We start from the raw sequence: 22,171 nt of genomic DNA on the forward strand, positions 1-22,171 counted from the left end.
CGGAAATGTCATGCAAGAAAAACTAATAATTCAAAGTGTGCTGTCTGTTGGCATATTGATCGTCTATGTAATTGCCAAATTTCTAACTCGACGATATACAGAAAAGTTTGCCACGAGCAGAAAATTCAAAAAAGGAAGAGCTGCGGATACTGCAAAGATCATCAATAGCACTTTTTTGGTGGTCAGTGTGATCATCCTTGGTTTTATATGGAACATCACTTTTGAAGGAATCGCCATTTATTTCGCCTCCTTTTTTACAGTCGCGGGTATCGCTTTATTTGCCAGTTGGTCCATTTTAAGCAATATTACCGCGAGTGCAGTACTATTTTTTAACTTTCCGCACAGAATTGGATCGAAGATAAGAATTATAGACGGTGATAATTCCGTGGAAGGGGTCATCGTAGACATAAGCCTATTTTCTTTGCAAATAGAAGTTGAAAAGAAAAAAGTTGTTTTTTATCCCAACAATCTTGCATTGCAAAAACCAATTATGGAAATTATTGACTAGTATCCATTTCTTACCATGAAAGACTTTTTACAATTCGAATTATTGCACTTGGGTGAAATCGACATTCGGGTGTTCCATATTCTGGTTATCGGCGGAGTTGTGCTGGCTACCAAACTTATTCTTATCATTCTTCGGCGTTTTTTTAAGCGCCAAATTCAGCAGGAGAAATTTGATGAGGGTCGAGGTTGGGCCTTTTATCAAATCATAAAGTATATCGTCATTGTAGCTGCAATAGCCGTTGGCCTCGAGTTAATTGGTATCAAGTTGACACTTTTACTTGCTGGTTCTGCTGCACTTCTTGTAGGATTTGGCCTTGGGGTACAGCAGCAGTTCAACGACATGGTATCCGGACTGGTATTGCTTTTTGAGGGCACTGTGTCCATAGGTGATATCGTCGAACTGGAAGGTTTGGTCGGAAGAATTACAGAGGTCAACATTAGAACCTCCCAATTGATCACCAGAGAGGGTATCATCATCATAGTACCAAATAGCAAACTGGTGAGTGACATGGTGATCAATTGGTCTCACAACAGAAAGTCTACCAGATTCAAAGTAGGCGTAGGTATAGCCTATGGCAGCGACGTAAAAAAAGCATCCGAAATACTTGAAGCTGCAGCCGCAATCAATCCGGAGGTCGCAAAGAAACCTAAACCATTCGCCAGGTTCATTGATTTCGGGAGTTCATCACTAGACTTAGAAATCATTTTTTGGTCAAAAAACATGTGGCAGATAGAGGGCATCAAAAGTGAAATAAGATATGAGATCTACAGACAGTTTGAGAAACAAGGAATTGTGATTCCATTCCCTCAAAGAGATATTCACATTAAATCAAATCAAAGTATATGAGTAAGTTTTCATTGAAAGACAAGGTGGCCATCGTAACAGGTGCTAGCAAAGGAATCGGCGAAGCCATAGCTTCTATCTATGCGGCAGCAGGTGCCAAAGTTGTAGTCTCAAGTCGAAAGCAAGAAGCAGTAGATGCCGTCGCAGAGAAAATAAACGAGGCGGGATTCGAAGCCATCGGTGTGGCATGTAACACCGGAGATATGGAGCAGATCGGAAACCTTGTGGATCAGACGCTTGAAGCGTTTGGTAAGGTGGATATCGTGGTAAACAATGCTGCAACCAATCCTGTATTTGGTCCATTGGTAAATACCTCTTTGGACGCCTTTGACAAAATAATGGATGTCAACGTGAAAGGGCCCTTCGAGTTGGTCAAGTTATGTGCTCCTCATATGACGGCCGGTGGCTCGATTATCAATGTAAGTAGCGTTGGTGGTCTCTCTCCCGAAGAGCAACTTGGAATCTATAGTGTGAGTAAGGCAGCTCTAATCTCGCTGACCAAAGTGATGGCTAAGGAAATGGGACCTCAAGGTATACGTGCCAACGTAATCTGCCCCGGACTGATCAAGACTAAGTTTAGTGAAGCATTATGGGCCAACGATGAGCTTACGAAAAGATTTGTAAAACATTTGCCACTTCGTCGGATTGGAGAATCAGATGAGATATCAGGACTAGCACTTTTTTTAGCCTCTGAGGCTTCTTCCTATTGTACAGGTGGTGTGTATACTGCCGATGGTGGCTTTACTATTTAATTTGACTATTTTCGAATTTTAACAATCTAAGCATAAGACAATGACTCTAAAGATGAAAATCATCGCAGGCCTGGTTGCAATTCTGGTAATCATACAGTTTTTTGGTATTGACAAGGAGAATCCTTCATATCAAGCCGAGAACGATTTTATTGCTATCACTAATCCACCCGAAGAGATAGCTAAAATCATTAAAACGTCATGTTATGACTGTCATTCTTATCATACGAAATATCCCTGGTATACTAATGTAGCTCCGCTATCCTGGTGGATCGGAGATCATATAGAAGAAGGTCGTGAGCACTTTAATCTTTCTGAGTGGGGCAATTATTCTGAAAAGAAGGCACTTCACAAACTCGAAGAATTCTATGAAGAAGTAGAAGAAGGCGAAATGCCGCTGTCCTCTTACACGATTATACATGGCGAGGCCAGTTTGTCTGAAGAACAGGTAGAAATGCTTGTTGCCTGGGTCAAAAGCCTACCGGGAGTTGAGCAACACAAGGATTAATCTACTAGATTAAAACCTGGCACCAAGGGTAACGTAGACACTTCGTCCATCTGAAGGAATAATGCCAGGTCCTGGATATCCCGTAGCACGACGAGTATAGTAGCTGTTGTTTGTCAAATTGTTGATTCCAGATTCGAGCTTAAACATTTTATAAGTATAGGACAGTGAAAGATCCATGATATCATAGGCAGGTATTTCTCCAATGACTCCTTCTCTTGCACTTCCCGGTTCAGCGATTCCAGAGTTTTCAGCATCAGTATATTGTTTGGACATGTGTGTAAGCTGTATGCTCGCAAGCAGGTTTTTATAACCCAAATTGATTCCTGTTTTGATATTAATAGCCGGGATAAATTCTACTACATTTCCATCCACATTGTTGTTGCCTTCCACGGCATTGAGGTATTTTGATCCGGTAAAGGCCGAATTGACAAACCACCTTAATTTGTATTTCTTTCCGTCTCCCTGAAAAGTTTCTATAAGATTCCAGTCAGCAAAAAACTCCAGACCATAAATCATAGCATCACCGATATTGGTACGCACTCTATTGGCTCTATTGTCAAAGATCACCCCTATCCTATCTTGATATCGCATCACATAAGCGCCGAAGTCGTATGATACCAATTTCTTCCACTTTCCTCTAAACCCGATATCTGACGTGAAGCCATTTTCATCCTTAATATTCTCATCAATAATAAAAGAAGGATTGACGGTTCTGATGTCACTGAAAGTGACGGAGCGGTAGTTTTGAGACAGGTTCCAATACAATTCCAGATTGTCATTGAATTCGTTGCTCAGCCCAATACCTAGCAGTACAAACGTACGAGGCAATGATGCCACATCTTGAACATCCTGATAGGTATCATCCGTTGGATTAGGAAAAAAACGATAGGTACCCTCACTTTCCGTTTTGATATGCTCTACTCTAAACCCTGGTGTAATAGACAATTTGTCGTTTAGATAAAGAATATGCTCTCCAAACACAGCTAAGTTTTGGTTTGGGAAGTTAAATTCTGAGACATTCGGATAGGTGGAGTTTTGATCATCAAAAGTAAAATCTGCTTTTGATCCAAGTGAACCCGCACCTTGCAGGGAGGCATTTTGGGCTTTATAATACTTGGCTCCAATTAGGAAAACGGCATCTCGATTAAATAAAGAATACCGTGTTAGAAACCTTGCTTCAAGTCCCCAGTTGTTGAATCTCCCAATAATCAAATCTCTGGCATACACATATTCACCATTTTCGTCAATCCAATCTGGCTCACTTACGGGATTGCGATTGAGACCGTCGATTCCAGCTATACCTCTATATCCCAAGGCGTTGCGCTCAGCATCCAATCCAAAAAAGTTAATACTGAAATCCGATCTTTTACTGAATTTGTGGTCAAATCGCACGGAATAAAGCTTCCAGTCTACTTCGAACCAATTGCGCTCTCGGTTGCTAAACAGTGGGTCGGCTTCAAACTGCGTGTCTGTAAGCCCTCCCGCCTGCTGACTCAAATATTTTAGGTAAGTGAATTCTGTCGAAATCGAAGTTTTCTCGCTGAATGCAAATCGGAAATTGAGAAATAAATTTTTAGAGTCAAATGCTGAGTTTGGGCGATAGCCATCCCCTTTTTTATAGTTGAAATACGAGTAATAGCTAAACTTTCCTACGGTGCCACTGAGGCTGTTGAAGCTTGTGAATAATCCGAACGATCCCAAGGTCTGACGAGTCTCTACTGAGACCTTTTTGTCCTCAACTGGATTTTTCATCTTAAAATTGATCAATCCACCAAACTGCGTACCGTACTGGAGAGACGCCGCCCCACGGATCACTTCTATCTCTTCTAAGCCTTCTACCGGTGGGGTATAATAGCTCTCCGGGTAGCCTAGTACATCTGCGCTAATGTCATATCCATTTTGACGGGTATTAAAATTAGACGTACGATTGGGGTCAAGACCTCTCCCTCCTATACTCAATTGGAGTCCTCCATCGTTGCTTTCATAGATATTTAGGCCCACCACTTGTGCATAAATTTGACGTGCGTTGTTGCTTGCTCGATTGCCTACCATTTGATCCAGTAGGATCACTTCACTCTTTTTACCTGCATAGATGGCCGTACCCTCTACTGGCTGCAATCGTTCCAATCCAAAAATCTCCTCTCTTTTTTGGCTTATGACGACTTCGGACAGCTCAGTCGCAAGTTCAGTCATTTGAAAATTTTGGATTTGATCAGCGTCCAGTTCTATTTGGACAGTCTGTGTTTCAAATTCATAGGAGAAAATAACCAACGTATAATTACCCTTTTCCAGTCCTTCGAATCGATAATATCCTGTCTTGTCGGTAGTGATTAGATCGTGAGTCTCTTGGATATAAAGCTGAGCATTTGCCATCTTCTTTCCTGAGGCTGCCAATGTCACCTTACCTTCCAAGACCAGCTGTGCCATTGTCACCTGCGTACACAAGAGCAACAATATCCCTATACTATAAACCTTTAATCTCATCATCGAATGGCAAAATCCAATTCTTGTGTTTAAATGACTCCTTTACTTTGGTTAGATCTACTGTAGGATCAATGTATCTCTTACTTGGTCTACCATTAAGTGCTACGAAGCTATCCACATATATTTCAATGTTTTGGTAGCCCAGTGAGCGATAGTGTTTTTCAAGATGATGAGCATATTCCAGTATGAAATCTGGCTGGAAGGACATCTGTTTTTCTTGAAAAGAAGTAAGAAAATCACTGTTCTCTACATAAAATCGTTTGTCGGTATTTCCATCTTGCACTTTGAAGCTGGTGGCCCCGGCCTTTTCCATTAGCATGACTCGCCAAGAGAACCTAAACCCCTCTTCTGTCCAGAATAGTTCGTCCGGGTACAACAAATACCTGAACGGAACCGCTAATTGGAGCGCAAAGAAAACAATAAAGCCCCCCATTTTTATCTTTTGATATAAAGAATTAGAATTTTCATGGAGCGTTCGAACTGCATTTATATTTTTCGCGGAAGCAGGCCTTAATAAACGGAACTTGGATAATAGTGATAAGTGTACTTGGGGAGAGAAAAAGATAAGCGTGCAGGCTATCATTAGGTAAGGAAACATGCCTATCGGAAACAACAGACTCGTGAGAACATGAAAGATAACTACCAGGGTATAACCATACCATCGTGTGGTCGCATATAACAGGAGAAATGGCACAGATAAATCATATAACATACCCACCCAGCTCAAAAGATAGTGCACCCAAGCCTGCTGCAGCCAGTATCCTAAGATGGGAAGATCGTAACCACCAGGCAGCCAAATTTTAAGCGGCATAGCTTCTATCAGCCAGTCTGAATTGATCTTAGCAAGACCGGCATAAAAGTAAACTATGCCAAGCATCAGTTTGAGGCAATCAATGTTCCATTTTGGAATGCGATCAAATCTGATATTGGGGTTAGACCTGACGTCCAATGATGCGAAGCAATTGGCAGGTAGGAAAATTAGAATAAAGCTAATCAGGCTGACAAAATAATAATGATTGAGATAGGTAGTCTTGTCCATGAGCTCGATATAGGTGAAACTCAAAAAGAATACCACAATGGCCATCCGATACTTATATCCCAAAGCGATCAAAAGGGCCGATATCCCACATAATATGAAAATGAAATAGGTAAAACTACCAAGCGGTTTGATCCATTCAAATCCGTAGTAGGAGAAAAAAAACTGTGGTTCTATATATAGCTTCTCAATCCATCCATTGAGCCAAAATCGAACCACTCCAACAAACATCAATCCGCCAAAAAGAATCCGAAATACGGCTAAGGGAGCGGCTGAAGTAGATCGCTGCCAGTAGGAAACTTTTAAATCAGTCTCCATCAGCATCTACATAGTCGACTTTAATGTTTAAAGCCTGAAGCATGTCAATCTTAAAACTGATTACATTGGTTTGTAACTCGTCGTATGTATTGAGCATCAGCGTATTATCATTCTTTATTTGATCAGAAAAACTATCTGCAAGCTGATCACTTGTGCTTGCTATCACGGAAAACTGATCATTGATAATTTCGACAAGATCTGGTCCTTCTTTGATGGTGTTCAGATAATTCAGGTAATCCGAGAAGCCAGATCCTAAGGTGCCAGACCCAAAGTGTCGGCCATTGAAAAAAGCTTCTGATGCAGCCAGAGCCTCTTTAAAAAGAGCCTTTGAGAATGATGTGCTATAATACGCCTCTACATCGGTGGCATCCGGTGTGCCAGAAAATACTCCTGCAGGCACTCCTACCTTACTAGCTCTGAGGTGTTTTTCAAAATAGAAGATATAATCATTGGTAAGTTTGTTTACAGCTCCCGTTGCGCTGGAACCGTCATTATTTACAAAGGTCTCGCGATAGCCATTTTGCCAATCATCCAAAACATCTGAGGTCAATGACAAGAGTCTGGAAGTCAGGTCGGTCAGATAAGTCTGATGCGCCTCTGCGGTGTTGGAGTCAGCATAGCGTGCGACGATCTCTGTATCCGAATCAGCAAGTCCGTTGATCAGATAATCCAAGCCGCCAAATCCCTGCTGGTCTCTTCTGGAAGGCAATTCAAGGTTATAATTACCTGACTCAATATTCGCTAGCATATTCGCCACATCGACAGGATAACTATTTGTATATCCTTGCAACCCTATCGTTTCAGCTCTTCCAATTTCAAACATTGCTACCCATTGCCAGGCCTTATAAGCAGACATCCAGGATTCCCTGAGGACAACCAGCTGATTGGCAGTCGGAGTGTTTGCAAAAGAATTAGCTTCTTGATTGAGCGTCTCTAGCTTTTCTTCATAATCCTGATAGGCTGGTATGATGATATTATCTGCCCAATTGACAAGCATCGCCTGTCTGTCAAAATTATCTTCTGAAGTATCATCGCCTCCAGAGTCACAGGAGTAAAATATCGATGCGGTCAGGAGGATAAATAGTGCCTGTTGTACTTTCATATAAATAGAAAATGAGGTCGGTTCTATGAACTGACCTCATGCTTGTAATAAAATATTTTTTCTTATTCTACAGCTTCTGCTAAGACTAAATCAAATGCATCAACGATTTCATTTGAAATATCATCCAATGTTGTCGCCGAAACATTCCATAAACCATTTTCTTCTGCTAAAATATCTTCAATAAATTGATCCACCTCATTTTTAGAGAAATACGATGCCTCAGAGTTTGGTTTTCTTGTGAACTGTAGGCTGTATACAAATCCTAAAGCCTCAGACAGGTCATGAAATGCCCCACCATAGTTTTGTGTAGCGACTGCATCCTTTCCCGCCTGCAGATAATGTACCGCTCTCACCGCAATTACTTTTGACAAATTCTCCTTTATGATTTCAGCTTGCTCATCTCTCACTGTATAATCTTTGGCTACGATAGCTGCCCTACCCAGTTTGAACGCATCAAATATGTCATCAGCTATTCCAGTATAATATTGATTAGCGTCTACTTTGGCGACATACTTGTTCAAGAAGCTGTCGTCATCACCCAGAGTGGCATTTGGGTCAGTAGCATCTACACTCGCCCCATATAGGTAGCCATAGGCCTCATCCCACTTGTGCTCCATCGTGGTATAAATTTCTCCATCAGCAACTACCTCTGCATCGTTGTCCTCTATATTGGTTGCTTCATCAAGTACCGCAGTACTCAAATAATTATTGAGAATTTGATCGACCATCAAGGCACCAATCAAAGACTTACCAACCAGCTGATTATATTCTACTCCATTTGCGCTGATATATCGGGTAGATTCACCATCAGCGATCTGGCCTGCAGTGCCTGACTCAGCTTGCACTTCCCATTGTGGAAATACTTCGTCATGCTGGCTGCCAATCCAATTGTCCAATTGAGTCTTGATAGCAGAGGCGTCTGTTGTATTATTAGAAAAGAAGTCATTAGAAGCTGCCGTTTTGCTTCTTACACTTTTACTTGATGCGTTGAGCTCAGCATCTGAAAAGTCACTATCTCCTTCTTCATGAGCAAACATGCTCAATAAAGATTCTTTTGATTTGGTCTCATCGGTAAGTGCTGAGATTAACTCTTCTGCCATGGCAATTCTGGTAGTTTGACCACCAAAAGAGACCGTACTAGACCCATCCCTGCTAAAGGAATAATTTGTAGGAGTTTCTATAGAAATAGTTGATTCATCATCACTACATGAGGACAGTGAGATGCTGGTAAAAAGAAGGCCGATATATAGTTTACTAATTTTCATTAATCTGTGTTATATTTATTAAGACTCGTTATAAATAGTGACACAAAAGTAGAAGCAATCCTTTCATTCACAATCTATATTTAGACAAATTCCAGATAACTGATAAAAATCACTATTAGTAGTGAGAAGCTTTTCGTAAAATTTTTATTTGATCCTTAAAATATTTTTAGATTAATCTAAATATGCTTTCCTTTGTATAACTATTACCGTTGAATTATGCTCAGTCACGCTGAAGAAAATTACCTCAAGGCTATATATCATTTATCACAGGCTGATAAATCCGATGTGTCTACCAATGCCATTGCGGAAGTGTTGCAGACAAAGCCTGCATCAGTGAGTGACATGATCAAAAAACTATCTGATAAAGGTTTTGTAGATTATCAAAAGTATAAGGGAGTAAACGTTTCCAAAAAAGGCAGGAAAGAAGCTTTACAAATCATAAGAAAGCATCGGCTTTGGGAGGTGTTTCTTGTGGACAAACTTCATTTCAGATGGGACGAGGTACACGACATAGCCGAACAATTGGAACATATCAAGTCTCCCCTGCTCACTCAGAAGCTTGACAAGTTTTTGGGCTATCCCCGAGTCGATCCGCATGGAGATCCAATTCCCAACGAATTAGGAGAAATAATAATTGGTAACAAAGTCCCACTATCTGAAGTACCAGCTAAACAAAAAGTGTTGGTTACTGGGGTTGAAGATTCAGATTCGGAGTTTTTGAACCATTTGGACAAGATCAATATAGCCCTAGGTACCAAAGTAGTCGTCATTGAAAAAAACACCTTCGATGGCTCAATGCAAATAGAATTGCCAAGTCAAGAGATAATATTTATATCCAAGCAAGTAGCAGAAAATTTATTAGTCACAGAATGAAATTAAAACCCTTATATATATACCTACTCGCATTTATAGTCCTTCTGAGCTTGGAGCAGTGCAGGCAGAAAGATAAGGTGAGGAATGGAAAGCTAAAAGTCATAACCACCACGGGAATGATATATGACGCTGTCATCAATATCGCTGGCGACAGAGTAGATGCACAAGCGTTGATGGGTCCTGGTGTCGACCCACATTTGTATAAAGCCACACAGGGAGACTTAAAAAAACTGCAAGACGCCGATCTGATATTCTACAACGGCTTGCATCTTGAAGGCAAAATGGGTGATGTATTTGAAAAACTAGGTCGAATAAAGCCAGTCAAGGCAATTTCTACCGAAATTCCGGATTCGCTTTTTCGTGCCAGTGAATTATATCCTGGTACTTACGACCCACACATATGGTTTGATGTATCTCTTTGGAAGCAGGCCGTGACTCGTGTACACAAGGAATTGGTGATTAGTGATCCTGAAAACAAAAATATTTATGATTTGAATTCCGAATCTTATCTCAAATCTTTGGATTCTCTACACGAAGCAGTCAAACTTTCAATACATAGTATTCCAGATTCTCAAAGACTACTGATCACTGCACACGATGCATTCGGATATTTTGGTGAAGCCTATGGAATAGAAGTCAATGGATTGCAAGGCATCTCAACCTTATCCGAACCAGGGTTAAAAGATGTAGCTGATCTGGTAGACCTTATTAATTCAAAGAAAATAAAAGCGGTATTTATTGAAACTTCAGTTTCTAAAAAAGCCATCAATGCGGTAGTCGAAGGGTGCCGAAAAAAAGGACACGACGTACACATCGGAGGTAGTTTGTATTCTGATGCCATGGGACCCTTTGGATCGTTTGAGGGTACATATATTGGCATGGTTCATACCAATGCCCAAACCATTGTAAATGCACTGAAATGATAGTAAATGTAGAAGATCCTGTACTGGAAATCCACGATTTGACTGTCACGTACAGCAAAAAACCTGTGCTCTGGGGTGTGGATCTGACACTCCCTAAAGGCTCCTTAGTTGGAGTAATCGGACCTAATGGTGCCGGTAAGTCAACTTTGATTAAGGCTATCATGGAAATCGTACCGTTGAGTAGTGGATGGGTTGAAATCCTGCAAAAACCGATTGCAGAAATACGAGAACGGGTAAGCTACGTACCACAAAAAGAATCAGTGGATTGGGACTTCCCGGCTTCGGTCCGTGACGTCGTGGTCATGGGGAGATATGCAGAGCTTGGGCTTTTCAAACGTCCTCGTAAAGCAGACTATGAAGCAGCGGATTATGCACTAGAGCAGGTAAATATGCAACAGTATGCTAATCGTCAGATCAGTCAGCTTTCTGGCGGACAGCAACAACGTGTTTTTTTAGCCAGAGCACTCGCGCAGAACGCGGAGATCTACTTCATGGACGAGCCTTTTGCCGGCGTAGATGCTGCCACCGAAAAGGCAATCATCAATATCCTAAAGGCCATGTCAGAAGAAGGTAAAACCGTGATAGTTGTTCATCACGACTTGCAAACTGTAACTCAGTATTTCGATTGGGTGGTCCAGCTAAATACCAGGTTGGTAGCTTCAGGTCCCATCGAACAAGCATTCACACAAGAACTGCTTCAAGAAACATATGGCGGCAAACTGAGCATTTTATCCGAAGTTGGCAATCTGCTCAAAAAGCAACAATTTCCAACAAGAGACATGACCTAAGTCCTATGGAAGATCTGATCACATTTTTCTCCTTTCAGAATCCTAACATACGTTATGTTGCAGGCGGATCGGTCTTACTGGCAATCAGTTCGGCTTTAGTGGGTTGTTTTACCTTTCTAAAAAAGAAAGCACTTGTTGGTGATGCTGTAGCACACGCCGTCCTGCCTGGCATATGCCTCTCCTTTCTAATTTCTGGAACCAAGAATCCAATCTATCTGATTATCGGAGCTTTTGTGACCGGCTGGCTATCCTTGGTTATGATTGATTTCATCACCAGGAAATCTAAAATCAAAGAAGATACTGCTATTGGCCTTATTCTTTCTGTATTTTTTGGGGTTGGCATATTGCTCCTTACTATGATCCAACATTCTGGAAATGCAGCTCAATCTGGTTTGGACTCGTTTCTCTTTGGAAAAGCGGCGGCCTTAGTCGGTCAGGATTTATACATCTTCAGTATCATCAGTGTCTGTCTCTTACTTGGAGTGATATTGTTTTATAAAGAATTTGCATTGATTTCGTTCGACGAAGACTTCGCCAAATCCATCGGTTTTCCGGTAAAAAGGTTAGAGTTGGCCTTGACCACTCTGACTGTACTAGCCGTAGTCACAGGTATTCAGGCTGTTGGGGTCGTGCTTATGGCAGCTATGCTCATTACACCTGCGGCGGCAGCCAGGTTTTGGACCAACAAGTTGAGTATTATGCTTGTCTTGGCTGCAGTTTTTGGGGCTTTTTCTGGAGTGAGTGGAGCGTACATTTCCTATGTTGCCCCTTCGATGCCGACTGGACCATGGATTGTAATGATCATTTCTATGATTGCTATCATTTCTTTTTTTGTGGCGCCTGAGCGAGGCATATTGTATAAGTTGATTACCCAGGCAAAAATCAAGAGAAGGATACTGATTGAAAATATCTTGAAGTTGTTTTATCAACTAGGTGAATTAGACAAGAATTTTTCTGCCCAAAGAACGATAGAACAAATACAAGCCAAACGACCGATCAAAACTGCTAGTTTATTGTCAGGCCTTAATATCCTAAGTCATCAGGGATTTCTGAAAAAGCAAAATAACAGCTGGCAGCTGACGGATCAGGGTGAGAAAAAAGGTCAACGAATCGTCAAACTTCATAGACTATGGGAAGTCTATCTGACCAAATATCTCAGAATAGCTCCAGATCATGTACATGAAGACGCTGATAATATTGAGCATATTCTTACTCCAGAATTAGAAAGCAGACTTGAGGCCTTGCTCCAGTATCCTACCAGTGATCCACACGAATCGATCATACCTTATAGAAATGTAATCAAAAGCTGATGGATGCCTTTTATATTATACTGACTGGATCACTCGTCGCTATCACATGCGGCTTACTTGGCTGTTTTCTCGTACTTAGAAAAATGGCGATGGTGGGCGATGCCATCTCACATGCAGTATTACCAGGCATAGTGATCGCATTTTTGATTAGTGGCAGTCGTGATTCGGTCGTGATGTTGTTAGGCGCTGGAGCTATTGGGATACTCACCACAGTTTTGATCGAGTTCTTTCAAAAGAAAGGAAGCCTTCAAACAGACGCATCAATTGGAGTGACCTTCACCTGGCTTTTTGCACTTGGCGTAATTCTAATCTCGGTCTATGCTAATGAGGTGGATTTAGACCAAGACTGTGTATTGCATGGAGAGATTGCTTATATCCCGCTGGATCTATGGATCAGTGACTCAGGTTTAATCCTTGGCCCCAGAGTATTGTATGTGTCAGGAACCATTTTTGTGATCATTCTAGCTTTTATTATTCTAGGGTATAAAGAACTCTATCTCACCACTTTTGATCCTGCTTTTGCCACTGCCATAGGTGTATCTACTGTAGTTTGGCATTATCTGCTGATGGCAGCCGTTTCCCTGACCACCGTTGCCTCCTTCGAATCGGTTGGAGCTATATTGGTAGTCGCCTTGATGATCGCGCCACCTGCCACTGCCTATCTCCTGACCGAGAGTTTTCCGAGGATGCTTTTTATCACAGCCATCATTGGTATACTAGTTTCAATCTTAGGCTATTATCTGGCTGCTTATCTGGATGGCTCTATTGCCGGAGCTATGTCTACAGTAGCAGGAGTATTCTTTTTTCTCGCATTTCTATTCTCTCCTACAGAAGGTATCTTAATCAAAAATAATCTTAGAGAGAGGATTAAAACAAACGCCTGATTTTTTTCTCCAAACTAAAAATGTTTTCTTTATCCTAAATTGGATTGTCATATGCGAATTTTTTTGTTGCTAACCTTATTTGTCGTGTCCGGATCGGAACTCTACTCGCTCTCACCGAAAAAGAGCTATTCCCATACTCCACATGATTTTCGTATGAAGTACGAAAAAGTGACTATTCCGTCAAGTGATGGCATTCAACTTCATGCTTGGTATTTTCCTTCAGATTTAGGTGATCAGCTGATGATCATCAGTCATGATGGCGTAGGCAATATGGGAGATTATCTCGAAAGGGTTCGGATCCTGGTCAACTATGGGTTTAGCGTTTTGATATATGACTATCGAGGTTATGGTGCTAGTAGTGATTTTGAAATCAATAAATTTCAATATGTCTATAAAGAGTTTTATGAAGACTTTGATGCTGTATATAGTTACTGTGAAGAGCGATTTCACCATGAACTTATCGCATACGGCTGGGGCATAGGTGCAGGAATCTCAGTAGCCAGAGGATATCAGAAAGATGACATAGCAGGAATAATAGCCGACGAACCATTTGTAGACTTCACCCAACTCAAATTACAATTCAAGAAAATAAATGCCGTGATGACACTGCCAAGTGGTATTGAAAACTCAAACTACAATGCGCTCAATGTAGTTAAGCTTGAAGCCGGAGATAATCTTAGAGGGATTTTATATTTGCATGGAGCCAAGAATTTCTTATATACTGCTGAAGACATGGAGTTGCTTTTGAATAGTACCTCTCTGGACATCAAAGAACTATATCAATTTGATGTGGCCTCTCGAATGGATAATTTCACAGTCAATGAATCAGAATATGCTCGTCAGATTTATGCCTTTGTACTGAATTTATAAATGTTTTTATTCAATCTAGCCTTGGTGTATTTCTATACATAAATGCTAGCCCAATACCCACAAAGGCACCAAATGCATGAGATTCCCAGGAGATGTTGGAAACTGTCGGCAACATGCCATAAATCAATCCGCCATAAAGAATCACTACAATAATCGAAATGGCTAGTGATCGAAAGTCCTTTCTAAACAGACCGAATGAAATAAGGAAAAAAGCCAAACCATAGATCAGGCCACTGGCTCCAATATGATAAAAGGATCTACCGAACATCCATACTAAAATACCAGTCAATAGGTAACAATTGGCAAAGACCCAAATTGCAATCCTGTTGTAAAAAACAAAAATCGTAATTCCCAAAAACAGAAGTGGTATCGTATTGGAAAGAATGTGTTGCGCATTGCCATGAATCAAAGGTCCGGTCAATATCCCGATCAGTCCTTCTAAGGTACGCGGATAAATGCCCAAAAACCCAAAGTCAATGTGCGAATAAAATTGAATAGTAAATACCAGCCAAATCACGAATGTTAATCGTAAGGGATAAATGATATCAGCCCGGTATTTTGTATACATTCAATTCTGGATTGAAGAAAAAAAAACCCCGACTAGCGGGGTTATTGATATTATTAATAATTTGAAGGATCGTCAATCATATTAAGCTCCATCAGCTTTGCTTCTTCATAGCTTACCGACATATAACCAAGTAAACCACCTGAGGCCTCAGCTACTTTTTTAGCCATATCCTTTAAACTAGCGTGTAATTTAATTGCAAACTTGTTTTCGATCTTTGGCAGAATGAAATTCAGTTTTCTAAGCTCTTTAGAAATTATTTCAGCTCGTCCTTCAGAACTGTCAGGCATTTCATTCACTAATTGCACAAATTTTTCTTGAAAGTCTTTACCTACCTCTTTATAGTAATCAATGAGTTGTTCTCTCGCTCTTGACTGCTTGCTGTTAGCAATTTCCACCGCTTGATGTATTTCAGATTTATCAATCTTATCGTCAGCTCCAGCTATTAGAATGGATACCAAAACAGGAGCCTTCAGTAACACCTCTATCTCATCATCACGTAACGTGTTGAATTCCTTAATCATCTGATTGAAATTTTATATTGTGTTAAAAAAATCGAAAATAAACTAATTCGATTAAATCAGGAAATTTTCTAACTATTTATCAAACAGCTTTAGATCAAAAGTTTCATTGATTGAATTTGTCCATCCTTTTCCTGTCATTGATAAATGATTCGATCTGTTCAATGTCGAGCTTTTTAGCAATGATTTGCTTGTTCTTATCCAAGATATATACCTGTGGTGTTGTACGTACATTGTACTGCACGCGAAAGTTACTTCGGTAGCTCAAGTCACCCAGATTGATCCAGTCCAAATCAAAATCATTGATGAACTTTTTCCACTTATCCATATCTGTCGAAACAGTAATGGCGGCCACCTCAAAATCTCCATTCATTTTGTTGTAAAGGTCGTAGAGCAAAGGGGCTTTCTTCTTACAATGTCCGCAATCAGGATCATAGAAGAACAATATTAGATAATCTGACTTAATATCGTATAGGCTGGTAGCTCGTCCCAACGTATCTGACAAATAGATTTGCGGAGCCTTGAGCCCAATTTGATTCTCTCTGAGAAACTTCATCTCCTTATCAAGTTCGGCCAAGAGGGAGCTATCAGCCCAGTCTACCCTTCCATTTAAATAATAATTGTCGGACAAGTGAACAAAAATTTTGTCCATACCCATGATTTTGGCATTCTGATACTCCTGAAAAAACATCCCCATTAGAAACCTAAACAGTTCCGAATTATTCTTTGCCTTGTCAAGCACAATATCTATTGAGGAGATAACTGAGTCAGGATTTTGGAAAGTGACGCGTTCAATATATTCTTTCACCTTACCATAAAAATTTGGCGCTCGAATCAGGCCTTCAGAACTAAAGTCAATTCCATCGAAAAAATGTGCTTTATAATAATGGTATTGTGCTTTCTTCTGGTCTAACGTGAGCGAATCTGAGTCTAACTTAAGTTCTGGTGATTTGCTCATCATGATCAATATCTGAGACATATAGGTGTCACCAAATACATTTACCAGGCTGTCTCTTCGGTTACCATTGATTTGATTTAAAGCCAGCATCCGTTCACGCACTCTTGTAGTATCAGCCTCTGTGCTCGTAGAATCCAACGATGAACTGAGCGACTGCATTTGATCTTGATGCTCCATCATGATCAACTGAAAAGTCTTGAATTGCTCATTCTCAGGGGAATTTTTAATCTGTAAATTCTGATAGGGTGAAGTTTTCTCTGTCTTCAATGAAAAATTCTTAGATTGATCCACGAGAAATTCCAAAGTGTAAGATTTTGTATAAAGAAAATAGACACCTGTCTTCAATTCTTTGTTGTTTTTAAAGACCATAATACCCTTACTATTGACGGTGGTGGTGTCCAATACGTATCGCTTCTCCCCTCTATAATAACCAAGGTAGGCTACACTGTCCTCGAGTCCATTTATATCTAACTCAATCCGGTAGGTATCACTATCAGAACTTTGTGCCATGGCCATATAGGCTGACCAAATGAACAACATAATAAAGGTATATAATGACTTATTTTGCAACATGAAATTTGAATTAATTCTAGAAGAACGTAAAGGAAATAAAAATGGTACAAGGAACTAAGCAATTATTGAATTTTAACTGTTGATAACAATTGGATGAAGAATTTAATTGCTTTATCCTTTATAATGTTGTACAATATTAACCCTGTCGGAATAAAAGCCCGATGATGCGAGGCTATATGAAATATATTTCGCTAATTTGAATTTCATTTATTTTTATCACACAAAATATAGAATTATGAAGTTATATGCACAGGAACTTTACCTCAGCAGGAAGCCTGACGAAGAGGATGAAAGCGATCCACCAGAGAACCCTGGAGGAAACGGAAAACGTTTGTAATATTACCAGCATTTTGAGAAAATTTTTGGTTAAATAATTGATTACACCAACTAAATATAAACCAGCTTCATTTATAATCATTGCTATTTTCTTGACCCTTAATTCTTGGGGTCAAGTAAAACGCATTGAGAGTGATGACTCTTTTGAAGAATTCGTAGAAGTTTTCGACTCTTTGGTATATTCCAATGAATTGGATATGGCCTACGACCTTTTATCTGAAGAATCAGAAAGCCTCTTGGGTAAAGAAATATATAGTAACCTATACTATCCCCTTCTTTACAAGCAAATGAAGGCAGAGTATTTGACTGGAAATTATTTAGAATCCATATCTCTGGCAAGAGATTTTATATCACAATATAATAACCCTGACACTCTCCTAGCTTACACTTATACTTATCTCGGTAACGCATATTATAGATTCGATGATTACGACATTGCTCTGGATTGCTATCTGGAAGCACAGAAAATCCATGCTAAAGATGAGCGTTATGGTCAAATGGCGATAATTCTCAATAATATTGGTCTTATATATAACAACTTAAGGAATTATGACACGGCGCTAGAATACTATCTAACATCTACCAATCTAAGAAAGGTACACAACTTAAAGCCAGACCCATATAATTACAACCAGATTGCACGCCTGCATACCCGGATGAAGAATTTTTCGATTGCAAACTTGTACCTTGATAGTGCTCAAAACCTTGCCATCAAGCAGAATAATGAACTTGAAAAAAATTATGCAATTAGATCAATAGGTTTCAATCTGGTTAGACAAAACAAACTGGAGTCCGCAATTCCTTTTTATGCAAAGGCATTAGAAGGCTATCAAAACATTAATGCATTGGATGATGGTCTTGAATGTGCCTTGCAACTCGCTTTAATATATTATGAAAAACAGCAATTCAAAAAATCCGTAAAGCTTTGCGAAAAGTACCTTTCGAAGGCTTATTCATCCAATAATCTGACTCAAGTTGTAAAACTGGCAAATGTGATGTACAAAGCTTTGGTTGCAGACGCTCAATATAAGGAGGCTGCATTTGTATATGAGAATTTTAGGCAGGCTAAGGATTCAATTGAACGCAGTCAAAAAGAAAGCAACAAATACAAGGTTCAGATGCGCCTGGAGGCTGAAAAGCGAGCGAACGAGAATGAGCTATTAAAACAGCAAAAGAAAGCCGACGAGGAAACCATAAGAGCCCAAAACATCCTACTCTATAGTATAGGCATAGGCATGTTTCTGGTCGTAATCATTGCCTTGCTAATCTATAGAGCCTATTTGATCAACAAGCGGCTTTCTGCTAAGATACAGCAACAGTCAGACCGGCTCAGACAACTTGACGAAGCCAAATCGCGCTTCTTCGCTAACATTTCGCATGATCTAAGAACTCCGCTTACCTTGATCATGGGTGGTATTGACCAAGTCCTCAATAGTGAGGATCTCTTGCTCACAGAGAAAGCAGAGCGTCAGTTGAAAACTGGACTCTTAAATGGAGAAAGGATAATTCACTTGACCAATGAGATCAACGAGTTGATCAAGCTTGAGGATGGCAAACTGGTTACGCACAAAAAGTACATCGATGTAGACAAAATGCTTAAGCTTTTCGTTAAGATGTTCGATTCTCTGGCCCAATTGAAAGGTATACACCTGTCCTACTCTAAGTCGATTTTTGAAGGTACACCAATTATCCACATTGATCCATTTCAATTTGAAAAGGTGTTATTCAATCTTATCACCAATGCATTAAAACACACTCAAAAGGATGATTCAATCACTGTAGCATTGACTAAGGAAGGTGACAATCTTGTCATTTCTGTTATTGATTCTGGCGAAGGCATTCCCGAAAAGAATCTACCCTACATATTTGAAAGGTACTACCAAGCGCCTGATACTACATTTAAGACCCAAGAAGGATTTGGAATTGGTTTAGCATTGGTCAAGGAAATAATCAGCAAACACGAAGCCACCATCGACGTAAAAAGTAAAATTGGTCAAGGCTCAGAATTTATCATTCGAATCAAACACGAAAAAATCTCCTCAGAAGACCTTACACAATTGCCCGATCTAAGCTACAGTGATAAGACCAGAGAATTGTTCAAAGAACTGGACGAGCCTTTAGCTGAGAACAGTCCTGTAGTAAACCTTTCTAAGGCGGCAGAAGGTAATGATACTAATAAAAGTACTGTGCTGATAGTAGAAGACCACCCGGAAGTCCGAGAATTCATTCAGAACATAGTGGAAACCAAATATCACGTGCTGACTGCTCCCAACGGGCAAAGAGCACTCAAAGTCCTCGAAAAAGAGCCGATCGATTTGATCATTACCGATTTGATGATGCCTTGGTTTGATGGATTTGAATTGCTTGAGAAACTTAAGGAGAGCGAAAAACTGAGAAAAATACCTGCCCTTGTCTTGTCTGCGCGCACATCCGAGGAAGACAAAACCAAAGTACTCTCACAAGGCGTCAATGACTTCCTATGCAAACCATTTAATCCAGAAGAATTATTGCTTCGCATTGAAAACCTGCTCAACAGAAAAGAACTCTGGAATAACAACAATGAAGGAGCCTTGTTTATCAATAACCAGAAGACCTTGGATGAAATAGAACAATCTCTGCTTAAGAAGGTTGAACATTTGATTTTAGAAAAAATCGATGACCCTAACTTATCGGTGAATTATCTGGCTGATCAAATAGCGGTAAGTGAACGGAAGTTTTATCGAATGATCAAAAAAATGACGAACGGCACTCCTTTCGAATTTATCAAGGAAGTCAGACTTCAATACGTGAACAGAATTCTGAAAGAAAAAACTGTGAATAATGCTTCTGAACTTGCAAAAGCAATTGGGATGAACAACGTAAGTCACTTTAATTCACAATATAAAAAGAGATTTGGTAAATCTCCGGTACCTCAAAAATAGCCCTGATTTGCTCCAATAAGGGTTTGGCAAGATTTTTAAGAAGGTTGGCAGTATTTTGAAATGATTGAATTCTACTTTAGAATCATAATTAATTTTTCTCAAATGCTGCTGGCTCCAGAAAATCTTCTGGAGCTTTTTTTATTAAATACTCCCATCTATTCTCAATCGAAAACTTTTGTATAACTTAAGGTAAGAGTCTAAGAATAATGGCCACAAAATTTCTTTACGATGTCATTTTTGGATATCTTCAATTTTTATAAATTCGATTAAATATTATACTTAATCAATGCTAAATGCAAGCGAAAGAAGGCGAATAAATCGCTTTATCGGTGGGGCAATAATTGGAGTGATTATATATTTTATCCTAATCACCTTGTTGATCAATTTTGAGAAGGATAGCAATCAATCCAGTATTACCAATTACCATCAGGCGCTTTGGTATACCATTGCCACACTGACTACTGTTGGATATGGTGACATCTATCCCGTGACATTATATGGTAGGACGATTGGTTTTATCTTCGTACTAATGAGCGTTGGCATTTATGGCCTTCTCATTGGACAAATCACAAACTTAATAACAACTTTAAAACAAAATAAAATGTTAGGTTATAACGGTACTGTTTTCGAACAGCATGTCGTCATGATTGGCTGGAGTGATTTTGGCCAGCTTGTGGTTGAACAGCTTACTGGAGCAGGCAAAAAAGTGGCTATCATAACTAATATAAAGAGCCATATAGAGCATATTCATGAAAAGTATGACACAAATATGGTGTTTACTCTATACTCTGATTTAGAAAACACAGACATGCTCAAAAAAGCCAACATAGAGCAGTCAACGGTTGTTTTTGTGAATCTTGATGATGACACAGAGAAATTAGTTTTTATTCTTAACATTAAGAAAGTTTTTGAGAACCTCGAATTTGTGGTGACACTCGAAAATGCAAACCTCAAGAATACATTCATTAGTGCTGGTGTAACTAACGCCATCTCGCCTCACGATATTTCGTCAAAAATTCTTGCCAGTTACATGTTTGAACCTGATGTAGCGTCCTACACCGAGGATATTATGTCATTTGCGCATACGCCTACAGATTACGATATAAAACAGTTCTTAGTAACCTACGACAATCCGTATCTAAACAAAGATTATCACGAGTCTTTCGATAGCATCAAAAAGACCTATAACGGGATTTTGATAGGAATGAGTAAAAAGGACAAACTCGGTAAACGTCAACTACTCAAGAATCCTGAAAGGAAATTTACCATTAGCCTAGGGGATTATTTGATCATCATTGTCAATGGAAACTCATTCCAACAGATTCAAAAGGCTTTTAATGTACAAGAAGGATATTTTAAGGAAAAGTGATTATGACTAAAACCTCACAAAACATCCTCATTCTAAGCTTTGTAATCATAGCGCTAAGCGCATGCGAAAACCGGGATGTGAATCATGCCGATGGACCAAATTTTAGCGAGATACATGAAGATATTCAGTATCACTTCGATAAGATAGAAATTGAAGGTCATTCGTATTATATTCTGGAGCGAGATAGAAACAATCCACATGAAGGCTTCGGGTTTATGGCCATGAGGGCCAACAATACCGTCGCCAATCAGGATTCTATCAAAGCCTATCTTAAAACTCTTTTAGATGTCCAGAAGCAAATACTAGCTGTTCAAAATGGATTAACGAGTGAAGAGGCAGATGCGAAAATTGAGGAGCTCTTCATCAATAATTTGAATCAAAGCAATACCATTAAGAGGACAAAAGAAAAAGCTGAAGAATAATCCCCAGCTTTTCAATTTCATTTCTAGTACAGTTTTCTATTCTTA

Annotated in this window: 20 protein-coding genes; 13 read left to right on the forward strand and 7 right to left on the reverse strand. The window is 39.7% G+C overall.

The genetic code is table 11. From position 1 onward, the window contains the following. Positions 1-10: 10 nt before the first annotated feature. From ABJF11_RS14460 to ABJF11_RS14475, 4 genes are read left to right on the forward strand one after another with little or no spacing between them, the layout of a single operon-like run. Positions 11-508 (forward strand): mechanosensitive ion channel family protein, encoded by a 498-nt coding sequence (locus tag ABJF11_RS14460; RefSeq protein ID WP_348120594.1) that lies wholly within the window; start codon positions 11-13, stop codon positions 506-508. A 15-nt stretch (positions 509-523) separates the two neighbouring features. Next, on the forward strand, positions 524-1,354 hold the full coding sequence (locus ABJF11_RS14465) for a mechanosensitive ion channel domain-containing protein (protein ID WP_348120596.1): 831 nt from the start codon (positions 524-526) through the stop codon (positions 1,352-1,354). Beyond that, a complete protein-coding gene (locus tag ABJF11_RS14470) occupies positions 1,351-2,103 on the forward strand; it encodes a glucose 1-dehydrogenase (protein WP_348120597.1) in 753 nt (250 codons plus the stop codon). Before ABJF11_RS14465 ends, ABJF11_RS14470 begins: the two co-directional genes overlap by 4 nt. Before the next feature lie 40 nt (positions 2,104-2,143). After that, the gene (locus ABJF11_RS14475; RefSeq protein WP_348120599.1) at positions 2,144-2,608 is read left to right on the forward strand and encodes a heme-binding domain-containing protein; all 465 of its coding nucleotides are present in this window, start codon (positions 2,144-2,146) and stop codon (positions 2,606-2,608) included. Between the two features lie 9 nt (positions 2,609-2,617). Here the strand turns inward: ABJF11_RS14475 and ABJF11_RS14480 are convergent, their stop codons facing one another. From ABJF11_RS14480 to ABJF11_RS14495, 4 genes are all read right to left on the reverse strand, one after another. Then, positions 2,618-5,095: a TonB-dependent receptor gene (locus ABJF11_RS14480; protein ID WP_348120600.1), complete on the reverse strand. Its 2,478-nt coding sequence runs from the start codon at positions 5,093-5,095 to the stop codon at positions 2,618-2,620. Beyond that, complete coding sequence (locus ABJF11_RS14485) at positions 5,073-6,446, reverse strand: HTTM domain-containing protein (protein WP_348120601.1); 1,374 nt, start codon at positions 6,444-6,446, stop codon at positions 5,073-5,075. The genes ABJF11_RS14480 and ABJF11_RS14485 overlap by 23 nt, the downstream gene beginning before the upstream one ends. Next, positions 6,436-7,548, reverse strand: coding sequence for an imelysin family protein (locus ABJF11_RS14490; protein WP_348120602.1), 1,113 nt, complete (start codon positions 7,546-7,548; stop codon positions 6,436-6,438). The genes ABJF11_RS14485 and ABJF11_RS14490 overlap by 11 nt, the downstream gene beginning before the upstream one ends. 62 nt (positions 7,549-7,610) lie before the next feature. Then, positions 7,611-8,813 carry a DUF4856 domain-containing protein gene (locus tag ABJF11_RS14495; protein ID WP_348120603.1) on the reverse strand — a complete coding sequence of 401 codons (1,203 nt, stop codon included), beginning with the start codon at positions 8,811-8,813 and terminating at the stop codon, positions 7,611-7,613. Positions 8,814-9,029: 216 nt separating this feature from the next. On the opposite strand from ABJF11_RS14495, the gene ABJF11_RS14500 reads away from it, so the two are divergent. The 6 genes from ABJF11_RS14500 (at position 9,030) to ABJF11_RS14525 (ending at position 14,461) form a co-directional block, all read left to right on the forward strand. Beyond that, positions 9,030-9,686, forward strand: a complete 657-nt coding sequence (locus ABJF11_RS14500; protein WP_348120604.1) for a metal-dependent transcriptional regulator — start codon at positions 9,030-9,032, stop codon at positions 9,684-9,686. Continuing rightward, the gene (locus tag ABJF11_RS14505; protein ID WP_348120606.1) at positions 9,683-10,609 is read left to right on the forward strand and encodes a zinc ABC transporter substrate-binding protein; all 927 of its coding nucleotides are present in this window, start codon (positions 9,683-9,685) and stop codon (positions 10,607-10,609) included. The genes ABJF11_RS14500 and ABJF11_RS14505 overlap by 4 nt, the downstream gene beginning before the upstream one ends. Next, on the forward strand, positions 10,606-11,397 hold the full coding sequence (locus ABJF11_RS14510) for a metal ABC transporter ATP-binding protein (protein ID WP_348120607.1): 792 nt from the start codon (positions 10,606-10,608) through the stop codon (positions 11,395-11,397). The genes ABJF11_RS14505 and ABJF11_RS14510 overlap by 4 nt, the downstream gene beginning before the upstream one ends. A gap of 5 nt (positions 11,398-11,402) precedes the next feature. Then, the gene (locus ABJF11_RS14515) at positions 11,403-12,707 is read left to right on the forward strand and encodes an iron chelate uptake ABC transporter family permease subunit (RefSeq protein ID WP_348120608.1); all 1,305 of its coding nucleotides are present in this window, start codon (positions 11,403-11,405) and stop codon (positions 12,705-12,707) included. Then, complete coding sequence (locus ABJF11_RS14520) at positions 12,707-13,591, forward strand: metal ABC transporter permease (RefSeq protein ID WP_348120609.1); 885 nt, start codon at positions 12,707-12,709, stop codon at positions 13,589-13,591. The genes ABJF11_RS14515 and ABJF11_RS14520 overlap by 1 nt, the downstream gene beginning before the upstream one ends. A 153-nt stretch (positions 13,592-13,744) precedes the next feature. Continuing rightward, positions 13,745-14,461 carry an alpha/beta hydrolase gene (locus tag ABJF11_RS14525; protein WP_348120611.1) on the forward strand — a complete coding sequence of 239 codons (717 nt, stop codon included), beginning with the start codon at positions 13,745-13,747 and terminating at the stop codon, positions 14,459-14,461. 10 nt (positions 14,462-14,471) lie between these two features. Here the strand turns inward: ABJF11_RS14525 and ABJF11_RS14530 are convergent, their stop codons facing one another. The 3 genes from ABJF11_RS14530 to ABJF11_RS14540 all read right to left on the reverse strand — a co-directional run bounded on the left by ABJF11_RS14530 (position 14,472) and on the right by ABJF11_RS14540 (position 17,045). Next, on the reverse strand, positions 14,472-15,029 hold the full coding sequence (locus ABJF11_RS14530) for a rhomboid family intramembrane serine protease (protein WP_348120612.1): 558 nt from the start codon (positions 15,027-15,029) through the stop codon (positions 14,472-14,474). Positions 15,030-15,082: 53 nt separating this feature from the next. After that, positions 15,083-15,550 carry a hypothetical protein gene (locus ABJF11_RS14535; protein WP_348120614.1) on the reverse strand — a complete coding sequence of 156 codons (468 nt, stop codon included), beginning with the start codon at positions 15,548-15,550 and terminating at the stop codon, positions 15,083-15,085. Between the two features lie 103 nt (positions 15,551-15,653). Beyond that, on the reverse strand, positions 15,654-17,045 hold the full coding sequence (locus ABJF11_RS14540) for a thioredoxin-like domain-containing protein (protein WP_348120615.1): 1,392 nt from the start codon (positions 17,043-17,045) through the stop codon (positions 15,654-15,656). Between the two features lie 461 nt (positions 17,046-17,506). Between ABJF11_RS14540 and ABJF11_RS14545 the strand changes: the two genes are divergently transcribed. From ABJF11_RS14545 to ABJF11_RS14555, 3 genes are all read left to right on the forward strand, one after another. Further along, the gene (locus ABJF11_RS14545; protein WP_348120616.1) at positions 17,507-20,335 is read left to right on the forward strand and encodes a response regulator; all 2,829 of its coding nucleotides are present in this window, start codon (positions 17,507-17,509) and stop codon (positions 20,333-20,335) included. A 286-nt stretch (positions 20,336-20,621) separates the two neighbouring features. Next, positions 20,622-21,704, forward strand: a complete 1,083-nt coding sequence (locus ABJF11_RS14550; RefSeq protein ID WP_348120617.1) for a potassium channel family protein — start codon at positions 20,622-20,624, stop codon at positions 21,702-21,704. 2 nt (positions 21,705-21,706) lie between these two features. After that, positions 21,707-22,126: a hypothetical protein gene (locus tag ABJF11_RS14555; RefSeq protein WP_348120619.1), complete on the forward strand. Its 420-nt coding sequence runs from the start codon at positions 21,707-21,709 to the stop codon at positions 22,124-22,126. Positions 22,127-22,171 lie beyond the last annotated feature (45 nt).

Source organism: Reichenbachiella sp. (genome assembly GCF_039941815.1).
In the GTDB taxonomy this organism is placed as follows: Bacteria; Bacteroidota; Bacteroidia; order Cytophagales; family Cyclobacteriaceae; genus Reichenbachiella.

Excerpts from the sequence above, each read along its gene's own strand:
- ABJF11_RS14460 (WP_348120594.1), top strand. The coding sequence starts at position 11 with ATGCAAGAAAAACTAATAATTCAAAGTGTGCTGTCTGTTGGCATATTG.
- ABJF11_RS14465 (WP_348120596.1), top strand. The coding sequence starts at position 524 with ATGAAAGACTTTTTACAATTCGAATTATTGCACTTGGGTGAAATCGAC.
- ABJF11_RS14470 (WP_348120597.1), top strand. The coding sequence starts at position 1,351 with ATGAGTAAGTTTTCATTGAAAGACAAGGTGGCCATCGTAACAGGTGCT.
- ABJF11_RS14475 (WP_348120599.1), top strand. The coding sequence starts at position 2,144 with ATGACTCTAAAGATGAAAATCATCGCAGGCCTGGTTGCAATTCTGGTA.
- ABJF11_RS14480 (WP_348120600.1), bottom strand. The coding sequence starts at position 5,095 with ATGATGAGATTAAAGGTTTATAGTATAGGGATATTGTTGCTCTTGTGT.
- ABJF11_RS14485 (WP_348120601.1), bottom strand. The coding sequence starts at position 6,446 with ATGGAGACTGATTTAAAAGTTTCCTACTGGCAGCGATCTACTTCAGCC.
- ABJF11_RS14490 (WP_348120602.1), bottom strand. The coding sequence starts at position 7,548 with ATGAAAGTACAACAGGCACTATTTATCCTCCTGACCGCATCGATATTT.
- ABJF11_RS14495 (WP_348120603.1), bottom strand. The coding sequence starts at position 8,813 with ATGAAAATTAGTAAACTATATATCGGCCTTCTTTTTACCAGCATCTCA.
- ABJF11_RS14500 (WP_348120604.1), top strand. The coding sequence starts at position 9,030 with ATGCTCAGTCACGCTGAAGAAAATTACCTCAAGGCTATATATCATTTA.
- ABJF11_RS14505 (WP_348120606.1), top strand. The coding sequence starts at position 9,683 with ATGAAATTAAAACCCTTATATATATACCTACTCGCATTTATAGTCCTT.
- ABJF11_RS14510 (WP_348120607.1), top strand. The coding sequence starts at position 10,606 with ATGATAGTAAATGTAGAAGATCCTGTACTGGAAATCCACGATTTGACT.
- ABJF11_RS14515 (WP_348120608.1), top strand. The coding sequence starts at position 11,403 with ATGGAAGATCTGATCACATTTTTCTCCTTTCAGAATCCTAACATACGT.
- ABJF11_RS14520 (WP_348120609.1), top strand. The coding sequence starts at position 12,707 with ATGGATGCCTTTTATATTATACTGACTGGATCACTCGTCGCTATCACA.
- ABJF11_RS14525 (WP_348120611.1), top strand. The coding sequence starts at position 13,745 with ATGAAGTACGAAAAAGTGACTATTCCGTCAAGTGATGGCATTCAACTT.
- ABJF11_RS14530 (WP_348120612.1), bottom strand. The coding sequence starts at position 15,029 with ATGTATACAAAATACCGGGCTGATATCATTTATCCCTTACGATTAACA.
- ABJF11_RS14535 (WP_348120614.1), bottom strand. The coding sequence starts at position 15,550 with ATGATTAAGGAATTCAACACGTTACGTGATGATGAGATAGAGGTGTTA.
- ABJF11_RS14540 (WP_348120615.1), bottom strand. The coding sequence starts at position 17,045 with ATGTTGTTCATTTGGTCAGCCTATATGGCCATGGCACAAAGTTCTGAT.
- ABJF11_RS14550 (WP_348120617.1), top strand. The coding sequence starts at position 20,622 with ATGCTAAATGCAAGCGAAAGAAGGCGAATAAATCGCTTTATCGGTGGG.
- ABJF11_RS14555 (WP_348120619.1), top strand. The coding sequence starts at position 21,707 with ATGACTAAAACCTCACAAAACATCCTCATTCTAAGCTTTGTAATCATA.